This is a genomic window from Gammaproteobacteria bacterium (assembly GCA_029884425.1).
Classification (GTDB): Bacteria; Pseudomonadota; Gammaproteobacteria; order S012-40; family S012-40; genus JAOUHV01.
Genome location: JAOUHV010000002.1, coordinates 17,127 through 32,861 on the forward strand (window position 1 = coordinate 17,127; position 15,735 = coordinate 32,861).

Here is a 15,735-nt window from a genome sequence, read left to right on the forward strand (position 1 = left end):
TTTAGAAATTCACTCCAAAAAAAGCTTCCATTTTTTCAACCACAAAATTCATCATCTCTTTTGAAATACCAGGATAAATTCCTATCCAAAAAGTATTGTTCATGACTGTGTCTGTATTGCGCAAATCTCCGCTTACCCGATATTTTCTTCCTGCAAAATAAGGTTGCTTGGTTAGATTTCCAGCAAACAACAGTCGACTGCCTATCTTATGTTGATCCATAAATTTCAACAGATCGACACGTGAAGCTGGAGCATCGTCTCTCAACGTAATTGGGAAGCCAAACCATGAAGGATCTGAGTTGGGCGTAGCTTCTGGTAGAATCAGGAATTCTTGTAAAGATGACAGTCTATCTTTTAGATAGATAAAATTATCCTTTCTTTGCTGCACAAACCCTGGCAACTTGTCCATCTGCGCCAAAGCTACCGCAGCTTGCATATCAGTGATTTTTAGATTGTAGCCTAGGTGAGAATAGGTGTATTTGTGATCATAGCCCGTTGGTAAATCACCCAACTGCCAGCCAAAACGCTTGTTGCAGGTATTGTCTTGCCCTGGCCCACAATAACAATCCCTACCCCAGTCACGGAAAGATTCAATAATTTTTTTCAGTTTACCGTTATTAGTAAACACCGCTCCACCTTCACCCATGGTGATGTGATGTGCAGGATAAAAACTACAGGTCGCAATATGGCCAAATGTACCTACCATTTTTCCGTCATAGGTTGACCCCAATGCATCACAGCAATCCTCGATAACCCACAGGTCATGCTTCTCCGCCACTTCCATGACTGCGCGTAAATCAAATGGATTACCCAACGTATGCGCTATCATAATTGCACGTGTTTTGTCGCTCACTGCTGCTGCAATTTTTGCAGGATCAATGTTGTATGTTGGAATATCCACATCGACAAAAACAGGCACCATTCCATATTGCAGCATGGGGTTTACCGTTGTGGGAAAGCCCGCAGCGACGGTAATCACTTCATCACCTGGCTTCAACGCCTTGTCACCTAGCTTGTACGAGGTTAACGCCGAAAAGGCCAACAAATTTGCTGACGAACCAGAGTTGGTGGTCAAGACATGCTTCACGCCCACAAATTCAGCAAATCGCTTTTCAAAGGCATCATTATAGCGACCTGTGGTAAGCCAAAAATCCAATGATGAGTCCACCAAATTCATCATTTCTTCCGCTCCATATACTTTTCCAGATGGAGGAACAGTGGACTTACCAGCGACAAACGCCTTTGGGCCATGTGCTGTTTCGGCATATTTTTTAACTAGTGCGAGAATTTCGTTTCGTAATTGCTGTTCTGACATCGACTTTACCTAACGATAATTACTAATGCTTAACTTCGTAAGCGAGAATTTGATTTATAGTGAATGACAGCATGTCTTCACCTTGCGAGTACGCCTTATACCAACGCGCAGAATGATCTAACGCCTGCTGAATATCCCAGCGAGGAATCCAACCCAACCTGGATCGTGCCTTTGATGAGTCCAACTTCAGGTAATGCGCTTCGTGCGGATGATAATCACCATCCAACTTCCAGCTAGCGCCGTCACCCCACGACTTTACCAACTCATCTACAATCCAAGAAACTGGTTTGGCATCATATTCCGACGGGCCAAAATTCCATCCCTCTGCGTAAACTTCGCCATCACACCATAATTTCTCGGCCAACAGAAGATATCCACTTAATGGCTCCAACACATGCTGCCATGGGCGAATAGCATTCGGGTTGCGGATTTGAACTGTTTCATTTCTCATGAAGCAATTTATCATATCAGGAATCAGACGGTCTTCTGCCCAGTCGCCGCCACCAATAACATTCCCCGCACGCGCAGACGCAATGGCCACGCCATGCTTTTTCCAATCGGAAACTGGAAAATATGAATTACGATACGAAGCCGTTAATAACTCTACACAGCCTTTACTGCTACTATAGGGATCATATCCACCCATGGGCTCATTTTCACGATACCCCCACTCCCACTCTTTGTTTTCGTAGCATTTATCACTGGTTACCACTACAAATGCACGCACTCCACCCGTGCGTCGTGCGGCTTCCAAGCAGTTTAGTGTTCCCATCACATTCGTGGAGTAAGTTTCGATCGGTTCACGATAAGACAAGCGAACCAATGGCTGCGCTGCCAAATGCAAAACTATCTCTGGGCGACAGTCTGCGTAAACCTTCAGCACACTTGGCAAATCACGAATATCGCCAATTACGCTGTTAATGCGTTTGTTTAATGAAATGACATCAAATAATGATGGCTCAGATGGTGGAGTCAGAGCAAAGCCTGTTACTTCGGCACCAGCCATGTGTAACCATTGCGATAACCACGCCCCCTTAAAACCGGTATGACCAGTAATTAATACTCGCTTTCCTTTCCAAAAATCCCGGTTCATCACCAAACCTTCCAAGGGGCTTTTTTCTTATTCCACAAATCTTCCAGGTGATGTTTGTCGCGCAAGGTATCCATCGGCTGCCAAAAGCCATTATGCTCATACGCAGCCAACTGCCCATCCGCGGCCAATCGATTCAGTGGCTCTTGCTCCCAGGTTGTGTCATCTCCAGCAATGTAATCCAACACTTTTGGAGATAACACAAAAAAACCACCATTAATCAGAGCACCATCGCCCCGAGGTTTTTCTTGGAATGTTTTCACTAATCCATTGTGAATATCCAACGCCCCAAAACGCCCAGGGGGATAGGTAGCCGTCAATGTTGCTAACTTTCCCTGTTGACGGTGATACTGCAAGGTTTTACCAATATCTACGTCACCCACACCATCGCCATAGGTAAAGAAAAATGCATCTTCGTTTTTCACATACTCTGCAACTCGACGAAGGCGCCCCCCTGTCATGGACTTTTCACCTGTATCAACCAGCGTTACCTGCCATGGCTCAGCGCGTTTTTCATGAACCTCCATGCGATTTTCCCGCATGCAAAATGTCACGTCCGATTGATGTAGAAAATAATTCGCAAAATACTCTTTAATTACATAGCCTTTGTAGCCACAGCAAATAATAAAATCATTCACTCCATAGGCAGAATATATTTTCATAATATGCCAAAGTATCGGTTTACCACCAATTTCAACCATGGGTTTTGGCTTTAGGTCCGTTTCTTCACTAAGGCGAGTTCCTAATCCACCAGCTAAAATCACTGCTTTCACTGATTCACACTCCGCTTATAACTTCGTCTTTTATTTCGCTTATTAATTTCTGCAAGTTTTCCACAAACTTAAAACACTTCCGACACATCATATAAAGACCATCACTAAAGATATAATTCCCTATCAGGGCCGTGACTGATAATTTATTTGTGCCGCCGAAAAACACATCAACAAAAACAACAAGCCCCCCTTAACCATCGCACTACGTGACAACCAACCTTCCGTTAATCCAAACACCGCGAACGCGACCAAAACCATTGACGCCGCTATCAACCAAAGTTTCTCTGCGTCTTTTAATCCAGACAAAAGCGAGGCAGGTAAAATAAAAACACCAATCAATAGGGCAGCCACACCCAACATTCCAGTCGTCGCTAGTGCATCGAAATAAATACTATGCGCATGCTCGTACGGCTTTGGATATTCGGTTAAACCCTGTTCTTTTAGCTGCGCCCTATGTCCTTCGTAGTCACCAATGCCCGTCCCTAACCATGGATTGTTTTGCCATATCAAAAGCGCATCTTTCCACATCAAGATACGCTCTCCCCACGACGATGGCTGAGAGGGGTCCTGTAACGTGCGATTAATGTCACTAAAACCCGACTCAACCCCACCTACAATTCGTTCAGGTTTTAATGCAGCAAGAGCTATGATGGCAAGCAAAACACCAGCAGATGCCATCAGAATTTGTCGTCGTGTGATTTTCTGCCGATAAAACCACGCTGCTACCACCATGGCTACTGGCAAGAGTATCCACGCACCACGAGTCATCGACAACACCCCTGCATATAAGGCAGCTATCGCAGAGCACAACATAAGAATCTTTAATAACCTATTTTTATTCAGTTCAATTGCCATTAGAAAAATTAACACTGCAAGCAATACTGAAAAATCGCCAAATATTATTTTATGGTATGCTCCGGACGCTAATTCCTTTCCCAAAACAGCAGTGTCATACCACGCATCAGCGGCATAAATAAATCCCGCTAAGACACAGCCTATAATTAACGCTCTACCGACATACTCACCGTAGCGTCGCAGTAAAAGATAAATTGGAATAGAAAGCGGAAAATATAGATAGCGCTCCAGCTTGCGAATACCCGCAGCCATATTTTCGGTATTTAATAATGAAATTGAGGCAACAATGAAAAAAGCAACGAACCCATATAACATCAATTTTTCTTGTTTACACAGACTTTTCCAAGCTGGCCAGCCATAAATAATTCCCAGCAGAAATAGCAGCGCAAATACAACGCCACTACCATCCTTGACCGTTGCTGCGACCATAGGAAAAATCAGCACCAGCAGTGCAATTACGTAGCGCAACCAATCGCGTGTTTGATATTTTTGGTGACGGATATTAATATGCATTCTTGTGCACAAACCCTTTGAAGATTGTCAGAAAAATAATCTTCAAGTCAAACCACAGCGTCCAATTCTCAATGTACTGTAAATCAAACTCGATGCGCTTATTCAGATCTGTATTCCCTCGCCAGCCATTAATTTGCGCCCAACCGGTAATCCCTGCCTTGACCATATGTTTTTTCATATAGTCAGGGATTTCATTTTTAAATTGCTCCACAAATACCGGACGTTCAGGACGAGGCCCTACAATGGACATATCTCCACGCAGCACGTTAATGAACTGTGGCAATTCATCCAAACTCGTTTTGCGTATAAAACTACCGAAGGCTGTTGCTCTGTTGTCACCAGATTTTGCCCACACGGCTCCTGTTTTATTTTCAGCATCTACAGGCATAGACCGAAACTTTAGCATGGCAAAAGATTTTCCATTCCAGCTGACGCGCTCTTGTCGATAAAACACAGGACCTGGGGAGCTAAGCTTTACGCCCATTGCCAAAGCCAACATTAGCGGACTTATCAACAACAAAATCGTCGATGCCAAAATTTTATCTTCGATATTTTTTACCATCCAGTTCACCCCGTGCATGGGTGACTCGGAGAGATTGACCACTGGCAAACCTGCAATCGACGTCACCGAATGATTGATAAGATTGAAGTTAAAAATATCCGGCACCAAGCGAATATCAATTGTGCTATGCCGCAACATGTGAAGCACATCATTGATACGCCGATCTGCACTGAGAGGTAGCGCAACCCAAACCTCGGAGATATGATGTTGCTCCAGCAGCTCCGGCAATAAATCCACACCACCCGCAACGATCACTCCATCAATGCGCTGACCATGAAGTTCACTTTTATCGTCTAAAAACGCCACAACCTCTAAGCCGGTTGCCATTGCTTGGCGCAGACGCAGAGAAATATTTTGCCCTAACTTTCCCGCACCGATGACCACTACCTGCTTCCGGTTCCATCCTTTCAGTCTGGCAAGCCGTAACGCAATACCCAAGCTGCCTCGAAAACCAACCAGAAAAACCAGACCCAACACCGCCCAACTTAACAACCACTGCCTGGAGTACAACTCACCCGATTTGGTAATAAAGGCTAAAAACACCAAAATTGCCAGCACGACACACCAACCAGACACGATGGCCTTCACATGCTGGAGCCACCCCCGCCCCCGCCAGGATGCATAGATACCAAAGCGAGGAAACACCAACAGGCTGAGCAACAAACCAAGAATAACGGAAAGCTGGTAAATCTCCGGTGCCAAAGGAGCTGGCCAATGTGGGATTGTGAAGGCGAGCCATGCAGACAACGAAATTGCCAACATATCGCTCAGATGTGCCAACAACGAAATTACGTTTGAATGCTCACGATGGAAGCGCTTTGAAACCATGAAATGACGAACCTAAACCTACGGATGAATTAGGGCTAATTCTATCTTATTGATTATGGATTGTCGCCAACGATGCCTGCCGTATATAGGCCCACCCTCAGTAAATCACTACTTACTAATATTTATTTTTTCCCCTATCGCAGCCTGAATTTCTTGCTTAAAACGCTCAACCCCATAGGCTTGAGCATGCGCCGAAATTTTGGCTTTCACGAAATCAGCTTGCAGTCCTTCAAATCGATGTACCACATCCATAAGCGCCTCGACCGTTTGTTGGTGAAAAAACAGCCCGGTCACGCCATCAATCACCGTTTCAAGCGCCCCCCCTTTGGCATATGCCAATACCGGCCGGCCACTAGCCATGGCCTCCAGCGGTACAATGCCAAAATCCTCAACCCCCGGGAAAATTAATGCCTTACATGAAGCATAATACTGCTGTATTTTTTCGAACGACTGGCGTCCCAATATCTCAATATTCGGCCCGGCAATACGCTTTAGCTCCTCGTACTGCTCACCCTCACCAATCACCACCAGGCGTTTGCCCATTTGATTGAATGCCTTCACCGCCAAATCTGCGCGTTTGTAAGCCACCAACTGCCCCAACAGCAGATAGTATTCGCCGTCAACAGCATCCTCGGCGAGCGAAAAATCCTGTAACGATACCGGGGGGTGAACAACCTGCGCCGACCGACGATAACACTTGGCAATACGCCTAGCGACATATTCAGAGTTGGCGATAAAATGATCCACCCTGGCGGCACTGGCGAAATCCCACAGCCTCAAATAATGCGTCAGCGGGCGCATAAGCAACCGCATGAACCAGGATTGGTTCTGCAAATAATCCTGGTACATATCCCACAGATACCGCATAGGCGAATGACAATAACAAATATGTACACTGTCAGGAGAGGTAATGACTCCCTTGGCAGGGCCTGATTCACTGCTGATCACCAAATCATATTCACGCAAATCCAACTGTTCCAGCGCCAGAGGCATCAGCGGGAGATACTTTTGGTAATGCTTTACCGCGCCCGGCAACTTGTTAATAAATGTCGTATAAATTTGATGTTTGCGCAGTTTAGTCGAAAGGGAATTTTGATCGACAACGTGAGTAAAAATATCCGCTTCAGGATATATATCACACAAAGCTTCCAATACTTTTTCACCACCGCGCATGTTGACTAGCCAATAGTGAACTATCGCAACTTTCATTCTCAATAAATCTCTTCAATAAAATCAGTCACATAATCAGCTAAAAGCAATGATTGCATTACGACTCATCCAGATAAACCATCTTTGTTGCATTGGCCATTTTATCCACCGAATAGTGCAACGCATGCCACTTCCGAGAATTTTCGCCTAAACTGCGCACTTCCTCCAAGTGATGTGACCAATAATCAAGCTGTTTACATGCGACATCTATCCTGCCTAACGGGTAAAGCAATCCATTAACACCTGTACGCACAAGATCCTGATTCCCCACAACATCACTTAGCAAAAGAGGTATTCCTGCCGACATCGCTTCCAGCGCTGCCAGCGACATCCCCTCCCATCGCGATGTGGATAAATATACATCTGATGCCTGTAGGTACGGACGGACATCTGCCACATTTCCAACAAAAATAACATTATTAATTTTCCTGGCACGAGACTCCGCCTCCAGAACAGTGCGTTCTGGTCCATCACCAAGCCAGACAAACAACATATGAGGGAGTCTTTCAGCAATACGCAGAGCCTCACTCATATTTTTGGCGTAATCAAAGCGAGACACACTAAGCACAATAAAACTTTTCACATCAAAACCAAGCGACGCTCGAATTTCAGGTTTCTCTTGACGTGAAGACTCAATCTTAGCCGTACCATTTTGGATAACCGTTAGTTTTGCAACTGGCCATAACCTCAAAGACAGCCCTGTTGTCTTCTCTCCCTCTGAAACATGAATAACACATCGAATGAAAAAACCGGCTAAGCGTTCGTAAAAAATGTACATTTTCTTTTTCAGCCAACCGTACTCACCCACATGAATCCCATGGGGTGTATGCACCCAATCTAGTTTCACTAGAAAAGATAAACATAAAGCATATGCCCCAGCACCTTTCCCATGAGAATGAATACGACGAATACCCTGCGCCTTAATCCATTTGGCTAAACCAAATATTCTTGTGACATCAAATTTTCGATGTGGAATCTGAAATAAACGACTCGAACCCAGCAAAGATTGATAGCGCTGCCAATACGGAAAGTCTTGTGGACAAGCAATATACGACTCCACTCCCATATCCTGAAGCTTTCTGCAAAGCTGATATAAATGTTCAGGCCCCCCCCCCACATCAGCACGGGCAGAGATGTGCAGCACCCTTAAATCGCCATCAGCCATTATTTTTCTTCATGATAGAAAATTTTTTTCTATACCAACGGACAATAACTGAAAGACCTGTATTCATCAGAATATCTCTAACATGCCGCCTAACTATTTGCTTGTAGTAATAAATATCTGAAGACAGATACAACGCCAGATGATTCTTTTTTATTTGTCGAACCTCATCGTACGCCTTTTTCCAATTTTGATCAGAAACCCCATCCAATCGCATATTAGAAATTTTTTTATTCAAAAATGAAAACATCGCTCCATTCGTCAGAAGTCGCAATAGCAAATCATAGTCCATCGCAAACTTCCGATTTACATCAAACCCCCCAAAGCGAGCATAAAGCAGCCTACGAATAAATGTTGATGAATGATTTAGGCTCATTTCATCTCGAAGTTTTGAATGATCAGGAAACCAGACACCTTCACTTTGGTTCTTTTTCCAAAACTCGGTCAATCCGTATACAATGTCAAATTTGGGCATTGCCGCAACCACACTCTCAACCGCGTCATTCTCAAACCAATCATCCGCATTAATCATCCCGACAATTTCGCCCTTACATTGCGCTATGCCTTTATTAAAAGCGTCACTAATCCCTTTGTCTGGTTCACTGCTCCAATAGGCTATTTTGTCAGCGTATTTTCTAATGATATCCAACGTGCCGTCTGTAGAACCACCATCAATAATCACATACTGAATATTTGGGTAGGTCTGAGCCAAGACGCTATTGATGCACTGTTCGAGATGAGCTTCGCCGTTTAAAACAACGGTGACGATACTCACTAATGGCAATTCTTCTTTATTCATATTCAGCATTCTATCGAAAAAAGCAAAAGGGCCGCTACTGCAGCCCTTCGCTCTCAAATTTCACTGAGAAAAAACCTACTCCTCACCCACCCGCAGCGCCAGGAAAATTGGGCTGCCGCGACGGCTGACTAGCAGTGGTACCACTCGTCCGTCTTCCAGTTTATCAACAATCGCGATAAAGCCTTCCAGGTTTTTGACATTTTGTCTGTCAATTTTCAGTATGACATCGCCGCGACGAACACCTGCCTGACGGGCAGCACTGGATTTTACATCGGCGACCAGCACCCCACCCTTGGCACTCAACTCCAGGCGGGAGCGCATTTCATCATCAATATCCTTGAGCTCCAGCCCTAATCGCTGCTCACCGGCGTCTTTGTCACCGCCTTTTTTGCTGACACGGGCGGGCTTTTCCTCTTCTTCTGGCAGTTCACCGATGGTGACGCTGACGGTGCGTTTTTTACCATCACGGATAATCTCCATCGGCGCACTCTTGTTCACTTCGGTTATACCAACCATCGGAGGCAAGTCAGAGGAATGATCAATTTCGTGGCCATTGAAACTGAGCACGATGTCGCCCACTTGCAGTCCAGCCTTTTCTGCCGGACTGGAGGGTAACACTCGCGCAACCAGCGCACCCTGAGGCTTGTCCATCTTGAATGACTCGGCCAGTTCACGCGTCACATCCTGGATCAACACGCCCAACCAGCCCCGCGTCACGTGCCCTTTGGATTTGAGCTGTTCGACCACATTCATCGCAACATCAATGGGAATCGCAAACGATAATCCCATGTAGCCACCCGTACGGCTGTATATTTGCGAGTTGATGCCCACCACTTCGCCTTGCAGGTTAAACAGCGGTCCACCGGAATTTCCAGGATTGATGGCAACGTCCGTTTGAATGAAGGGCACGTAACTTTCTCTGGGCAGCGCCCGTTTTTTTGCGCTAACAATTCCTGAGGTCACGGAATAATCAAAGCCGAAGGGAGAGCCGATAGCCAACACCCATTCGCCCACTTTCAAATCTTTGGAGCGACCAATTTTCACCACACTCAGGTTATTGGCTTTGATTTTGAGCAACGCCAGATCGGCACGCGGATCCGTTCCCACCAACTCGGCCTCCAACTCGCGTCGATCACTCAGGCGCACAATAATTTTGTCGGCGCCATCAATGACGTGATTATTGGTCAGAATATAGCCATCTTTGGAAATCACAAATCCGGAGCCCAGCGACTCGGAACGAGGCATGCCGCCATCCCCACCTGGAACACCGTCTTCACCAAAATAATGTTTGAACCAGTCGTCGTTAGGACCATTTTCAGGAAAATTCGGCGGCAGCCGGCGATTGGATTTGGCCTGTGCTTTCTGCGTGGTACTGATGTTAACAACGGCCGGGCCATTGTCTTCAACCAGTTTGGTGAAATCCGGCAACTCAGCGGCATTGCTTATCTGCGGCAACAATATCAAACCCACAAGCACCAACAAAAAGGAAACTCGACACCAACCTATACTGCGCAATATGTTCATAGCTTCTCCGTACTCACGTGATCTCATCGGGGAGATTAGAGTTTATTGTTATAATCAGAATTCGATTTTCTGAGAAGGCACAAAATGTACCGGTGACTCGCTGCGACGTAACACAATCATTTGATAAGCTGAATTTTCCGCAATGCGTCGTGAAAAACGCGCCAGCCCCCAAAATCCGGCAGCCAAGCCTGCCAGCGAGCATATCACTCGCCAACCTTCGACGTATTCTCGCTCCAGCAGAAGAAAAACCACTCCGCCGAACAAAGCACCAACCAACAGACCCAACAGCGGAAGAAGATAGACGATCAGACTGCCACGCACCAGCGCCTGCGGCTGAATGCCAACAATCACCTGATCACCCCGCTTGGCATTGGCACGATTGATCGCACGCACCCGCGTCAGCTTGTTGCCGATCGCTTTACCCACGACCGCCGTACCACAACCTTTGTTCGCCGCGCAGCTACCGCAGGCGGATTGACGCTGCGTTTGCACCCACGCAAAATCGCCCTCCACGTCAACAACAACAGCGGTTTCTTCCAGCATAGATATTCCCAAATCTGAAACCACAGGGCCATCCCTGTGGCTCACACCAGGTTATTGTGCCCTATTTTGACCAAAGCTGGCTACATGCGCCATCGGAGCAGAGGGGGCCACAGCACCAGGTGCCACGGAAAACTCGTTGGTCGGACTCAGGTAGGGACTGAATTGCAGTTGCTCTACATCTAATCGATTCCAGCTGCCATTGGGCACCGGATTCTGCTCAGCCAAAATAACGGCTGGAGCAGGTTTTACCACGGGACGATCGATACCCGCTACCATCACCACCTGAGGAACAGCCGTGACAGGCGACGCCGTAACCACCATCGGCGCCGATTGCATTTCCATCGGCGCACTCGCAAGCACTGTTTCCGAAGGAGTATTCATCTGCAAACCTAACAGGCCAACCAGCGCAACCGAAGCCGCCAGACCAGCTCCCCACGCAAAACGCGCGGATGATTTTGCTGTCACGGGCTGCGCTTGCGCCACTATCGGCGCGACATTATTGCTGGACTCTTCGATCGGTTTCAGCGCGTTGGGCGCAAAAAGCGTTGGCTCATTTTCCAGCGACAAACGCACCCGCTCCGCCAAAGACGACGACAGCGAAGCTGGCAATTCCTTGCGCATGGCATCACCAATGAGGTGATAGCGTTCCCATGTCTTGCGCGCCTGCGAATCACGCATTTGTTTAATCAAGTGAGCGGACTGCTCCGCATTCGTCTCGCCATCGAGAAACTGGGATAGTTGTTCTTCTAATTTCATGTCTGCCTACCTCTGCGCTAATCCAGTAAGGGCGCAAGTTTTTTGTCTATCGCTTCTCGAGCACGAAAAATTCGCGAGCGAACCGTTCCAACCGGACAATCCATCGCCACTGCAATTTCCTCATAGCTCAAGCCTTCCAGCTCGCGCAACGTCACTGCAGTGCGCAATTCTTCGGGCAACTGCTCAATGGCGCTAAACACCGTGGCCTCGATCTCATCTTTGAGCAGCAACCGCTCCGGCGAAGCCAGTTCATGCATGGCAAACGCGCCTTCATAGGTCTCAGCCTCATCAGCTTCCACATCGGCATCCGGGGGTCGACGCCCCTGGGCAACCAGGAAGTTTTTGGCGGTATTGATCGCAATTCGATACAGCCAAGTGTAAAACTCGCTGTCACCACGGAACCGAGGTAAAGCCCGATATGCTTTGATAAAAGCTTCCTGGGCCACGTCCAGCACCTCGTGCTGGTCGGCAATATAGCGACCAATCACCTTCGCAATCTTGTGCTGATACTTAAGCACCAGCAAATCAAAGGCTTTTTTGTCACCATTCTGAACTCGTTTCACCAGTTCATAGTCGGCGCCGTTAGACATAGGCACCTGCACCGTTTCTGGCTGATGAGCATTGCCACTCGCCAATTTCATAGACAACTCGCATCAAATTTAGTTCTTTAAATTAGTCGATCGGTATCGGAACACGTTGTTTAAACTCCTAACAAAGACGCCGATAAAGTATACTCGGTTTTTTTCCAAGACTAATACTTACGTCCTGAGATCCAAGTTTAAACTCGACCCTGACGACCGACATCCATGGCTGACCAATACCATCACGACGTTCTTATCATCGGCGCTGGCGCTGCAGGACTCACTGCCGCCCTGAGGCTTGCCGACCATTGTCGCGTCGCTGTTCTGGCCAAGGGGCCCCTCAAAGAAGGGAGTACCCTCTATGCTCAAGGTGGCATCTCCGCCGTTTTGGACGGCGATGACACCATCGAATCTCACATTGAAGACACGTTGCGCGCCGGCGCCGGACTATGCGACCAGGCGGCGGTCCGCCATACGGCAACCCACGGGAAACAAGCAGTAGAATGGCTGGTTAAACAAGGTGTCATGTTTACCCGCAAAGATGACGACTCCGACTACCACCTGACCCGCGAAGGCGGCCACAGCCACCGCCGCGTCGCCCATGCCGATGACGCGACCGGCAGAGCCATAGAGACCAGCCTGGAAGCTCGCGCACGCGCTCATGCCAACATCGATTTGTTTGAGCACCACATCGTCGTAGACCTGATTACCGGCAAAAAAGTTCAGCAAAACCATGGAAATTGTTTGGGTGCCTACGTTCTAGACAAAGACCAGCAAGTCGTCCAGGTCTTCCGCGCACGCAATGTGATTCTCGCCACCGGCGGGGCCAGCAAGGTGTATCTGTACACCTCCAATCCCGACGTTTCCACTGGCGACGGCGTAGCCCTTGCCTGGCGCGCCGGCTGTCGCGTCGCCAACATGGAGTTCATCCAGTTCCACCCGACCTGCCTGTACCATCCCAAGGCCAAGAGCTTTTTGATCACCGAAGCCATTCGCGGCGAAGGTGGCAAACTGCGGCTACCCAATGGTAAACCGTTCATGCACAAGTACGATGCTCAGGGCGAACTGGCCCCGCGCGACATCGTCGCCCGCGCCATCGACCACGAAATGAAGCGCGTCGGGGTCGACTATGTGCTGCTGGACATCAGCTACAAATCGACAGAATTCATTCAGGGACATTTCCCCAATATTTATCAGCGCTGCCTGGAATTCGGTTACGACATGACCAAGGAAGCCCTGCCCGTCGTACCCGCAGCGCATTACACCTGCGGTGGCGTCGTCGCCGACTTGCACGGCCGCACCGACATTGCCGGCTTGTACGCCATCGGCGAAGTAGCCTACAGCGGACTGCACGGTGCCAACCGTCTAGCCAGCAACTCACTGCTGGAGTGTATTGTGTTTGGTTTTGCCGCCGCTGACGACATTGTACAAAACCTGCAACATCGCCCCATGCCGGCACCGCTGCCCGAGTGGGACGAAAGCCAAGTCACGGACTCGGACGAAGAAATTTCCATCGCCCACAACTGGGATGAACTGCGTCGCTGTATGTGGGACTACGTTGGCATTGTCCGCAGCAACAAACGTCTGCAATGGGCGCAGCGACGGGTGGATTTGATCAAACAGGAAGTGGCCGATTATTACGGTAATTTCCGCGTCACCAACGATTTACTGGAATTGCGTAACCTGCTGCTGGTCGCCGAACTGATCATTCGCTGCGCCCGCGAACGCAAAGAAAGTCGCGGTCTGCATTACACCCTGGATTACCTGGACACCGACCCCGCCCAAGCCTGCCCGACCATACTTACACCGGATCAAACCTGATCCGGCGAGAGTGTTTGCACCGCAGCCAAACGCAAGCGCACTCGCAAACGTCGTTGAACATCGTCTTCACGCTTGCCGATGATCAACGCCACATGACGCAGGCGCTTCGTCTCCACGCAGAAATTCAAAATTAACAAGCCAGGATGAACCAGGCTGTCGTTGGCCAGAGTGGCCGCCAGCCGCTGACCATCACGCCGCAACAGCCACCATTGATCATGCTCGTCCCAGGTCAATGCCCGCACCGACCAAGGAAATCGGCGTAGCCCATAATTCAGCGCGCAATAAACCCCGCTGAGCAACAAGCCGGCGCTCAGCAGTATTTTGATCGACAACGACAAGGTAGTTGGCCAAATCACCCCCATCGCCAGCAAATGCAAACCAGCGAACAGGGAGAATAAAAACCTGGAAGGCGTTAACTCAAGACTTAACGGCGAGGCGTATTTTTTCGATGACATCCTGTAACTCGTCGGATTCGGCCTGGACTTTCCCCAGGCACAATTCCAACAGTTCCTGGTCAGGAAAATCCAGCAATTGCTGAAAAACCAGCTTTTGCTCCATGCTCAGCCGAGCATAGCCCTTCTCCAAAAAACTCTCCAGCAGAATGTCCAGCTCCAGCATGCCGCGGCGACAAGCCCAGCGCAGACGGCCGGGCGATAACAGCATTGGTTCGTCGATAATCGTATCCATCAGATGATGTGCTTAACCATTTTCTTTTTGATTTCACCGATCGCCTTGCTGGGATTGAGCCCTTTGGGACAAACATCGGTGCAATTCATGATGGTGTGACAGCGGAACAAACGGTATGGTCCTTCCAGTTCGGTCAGACGCTCAGACGTTGCCTGATCGCGACTGTCCTCAAGAAAACGCGCCGCCTGCAACAATGCCGCCGGCCCACGGAATTTGTCCGGATTCCACCAGAATGACGGGCACGAAGTCGAGCAACACGCACACAGAATGCACTCGTACAAGCCATCGAGCTTGTCACGGTCTTCCGGACTTTGCAGACGCTCGATTTCAGGCTCCGCATCATGGGTGATCAAATAGGGTTTGACCGATTTGTACTGATGGAAAAACTGACTCAGATCCACAATCAAATCGCGAATCACCGGCATTCCTGGCAGTGGACGGATTTCCACATGATTACCTAGTTCACTGACCTGGGTGATGCACGACAAGCGATTACGACCATTGACGTTCATCCCGTCCGAACCACACACCCCTTCACCGCAAGAGCTGCGAAAACCCAGGGTTTCATCCTTGAGTTTGATCTTGTTCAATACTTCCAGCAACATCGTGCCGGGTGGAACCTCGGCATCATCCAGTTCAAAGTCCTGCATGTAGGGTTCTTTGTCAGTTTCTGGATTGTAGCGATAGATGGAAAAGCGCATCGTCACTCCTTTGTCT

Annotated in this window: 16 protein-coding genes; 1 reads left to right on the forward strand and 15 read right to left on the reverse strand. The window is 48.4% G+C overall.

Features of this window, described 5'->3' with window-relative positions; translation table 11 throughout:
- Position 1 precedes the first annotated feature (1 nt).
- The 12 genes from rfbH to rpoE all read right to left on the reverse strand — a co-directional run bounded on the left by rfbH (position 2) and on the right by rpoE (position 12,519).
- On the reverse strand, positions 2–1,315 hold the full coding sequence (gene rfbH / locus OEW58_00685; protein MDH5299865.1) for a lipopolysaccharide biosynthesis protein RfbH: 1,314 nt from the start codon (positions 1,313–1,315) through the stop codon (positions 2–4).
- Between the two features lie 22 nt (positions 1,316–1,337).
- On the reverse strand, positions 1,338–2,408 hold the full coding sequence (gene rfbG, locus OEW58_00690) for a CDP-glucose 4,6-dehydratase (protein ID MDH5299866.1): 1,071 nt from the start codon (positions 2,406–2,408) through the stop codon (positions 1,338–1,340).
- A complete protein-coding gene (gene rfbF / locus OEW58_00695; GenBank protein MDH5299867.1) occupies positions 2,408–3,178 on the reverse strand; it encodes a glucose-1-phosphate cytidylyltransferase in 771 nt (256 codons plus the stop codon). Before rfbF ends, rfbG begins: the two co-directional genes overlap by 1 nt.
- A gap of 123 nt (positions 3,179–3,301) precedes the next feature.
- Entirely contained in the window at positions 3,302–4,546 is a 1,245-nt protein-coding gene (locus tag OEW58_00700) for an O-antigen ligase family protein (GenBank protein MDH5299868.1), read from the reverse strand.
- Positions 4,536–5,936 (reverse strand): undecaprenyl-phosphate glucose phosphotransferase, encoded by a 1,401-nt coding sequence (locus tag OEW58_00705; GenBank protein ID MDH5299869.1) that lies wholly within the window; start codon positions 5,934–5,936, stop codon positions 4,536–4,538. The genes OEW58_00700 and OEW58_00705 overlap by 11 nt, the downstream gene beginning before the upstream one ends.
- Positions 5,937–6,044: 108 nt before the next feature.
- Positions 6,045–7,145, reverse strand: coding sequence for a glycosyltransferase (locus OEW58_00710; GenBank protein MDH5299870.1), 1,101 nt, complete (start codon positions 7,143–7,145; stop codon positions 6,045–6,047).
- Positions 7,146–7,203: 58 nt separating this feature from the next.
- Entirely contained in the window at positions 7,204–8,310 is a 1,107-nt protein-coding gene (locus OEW58_00715; protein ID MDH5299871.1) for a glycosyltransferase, read from the reverse strand.
- Positions 8,303–9,106: a glycosyltransferase gene (locus OEW58_00720; protein MDH5299872.1), complete on the reverse strand. Its 804-nt coding sequence runs from the start codon at positions 9,104–9,106 to the stop codon at positions 8,303–8,305. Before OEW58_00720 ends, OEW58_00715 begins: the two co-directional genes overlap by 8 nt.
- Positions 9,107–9,181: 75 nt before the next feature.
- On the reverse strand, positions 9,182–10,630 hold the full coding sequence (locus tag OEW58_00725) for a DegQ family serine endoprotease (protein MDH5299873.1): 1,449 nt from the start codon (positions 10,628–10,630) through the stop codon (positions 9,182–9,184).
- A 54-nt stretch (positions 10,631–10,684) separates the two neighbouring features.
- Positions 10,685–11,173 (reverse strand): SoxR reducing system RseC family protein, encoded by a 489-nt coding sequence (locus tag OEW58_00730; protein MDH5299874.1) that lies wholly within the window; start codon positions 11,171–11,173, stop codon positions 10,685–10,687.
- 51 nt (positions 11,174–11,224) lie between these two features.
- The gene (locus OEW58_00735) at positions 11,225–11,929 is read right to left on the reverse strand and encodes a sigma-E factor negative regulatory protein (protein MDH5299875.1); all 705 of its coding nucleotides are present in this window, start codon (positions 11,927–11,929) and stop codon (positions 11,225–11,227) included.
- A gap of 17 nt (positions 11,930–11,946) precedes the next feature.
- Entirely contained in the window at positions 11,947–12,519 is a 573-nt protein-coding gene (gene rpoE, locus OEW58_00740) for an RNA polymerase sigma factor RpoE (protein ID MDH5299876.1), read from the reverse strand.
- A gap of 216 nt (positions 12,520–12,735) precedes the next feature.
- On the opposite strand from rpoE, the gene nadB reads away from it, so the two are divergent.
- Positions 12,736–14,331, forward strand: coding sequence for an L-aspartate oxidase (gene nadB / locus OEW58_00745; protein MDH5299877.1), 1,596 nt, complete (start codon positions 12,736–12,738; stop codon positions 14,329–14,331).
- Here the strand turns inward: nadB and OEW58_00750 are convergent.
- Genes OEW58_00750 through OEW58_00760 form a run of 3 tightly spaced genes read right to left on the reverse strand, consistent with a single transcriptional unit; the run spans position 14,322 to position 15,725 of the window.
- On the reverse strand, positions 14,322–14,786 hold the full coding sequence (locus tag OEW58_00750) for a hypothetical protein (GenBank protein ID MDH5299878.1): 465 nt from the start codon (positions 14,784–14,786) through the stop codon (positions 14,322–14,324). The genes nadB and OEW58_00750 overlap by 10 nt on opposite strands.
- The gene (locus OEW58_00755) at positions 14,749–15,018 is read right to left on the reverse strand and encodes a succinate dehydrogenase assembly factor 2 (protein ID MDH5299879.1); all 270 of its coding nucleotides are present in this window, start codon (positions 15,016–15,018) and stop codon (positions 14,749–14,751) included. The genes OEW58_00750 and OEW58_00755 overlap by 38 nt, the downstream gene beginning before the upstream one ends.
- Entirely contained in the window at positions 15,018–15,725 is a 708-nt protein-coding gene (locus tag OEW58_00760) for a succinate dehydrogenase iron-sulfur subunit (protein ID MDH5299880.1), read from the reverse strand. The genes OEW58_00755 and OEW58_00760 overlap by 1 nt, the downstream gene beginning before the upstream one ends.
- Positions 15,726–15,735: the final 10 nt, after the last annotated feature.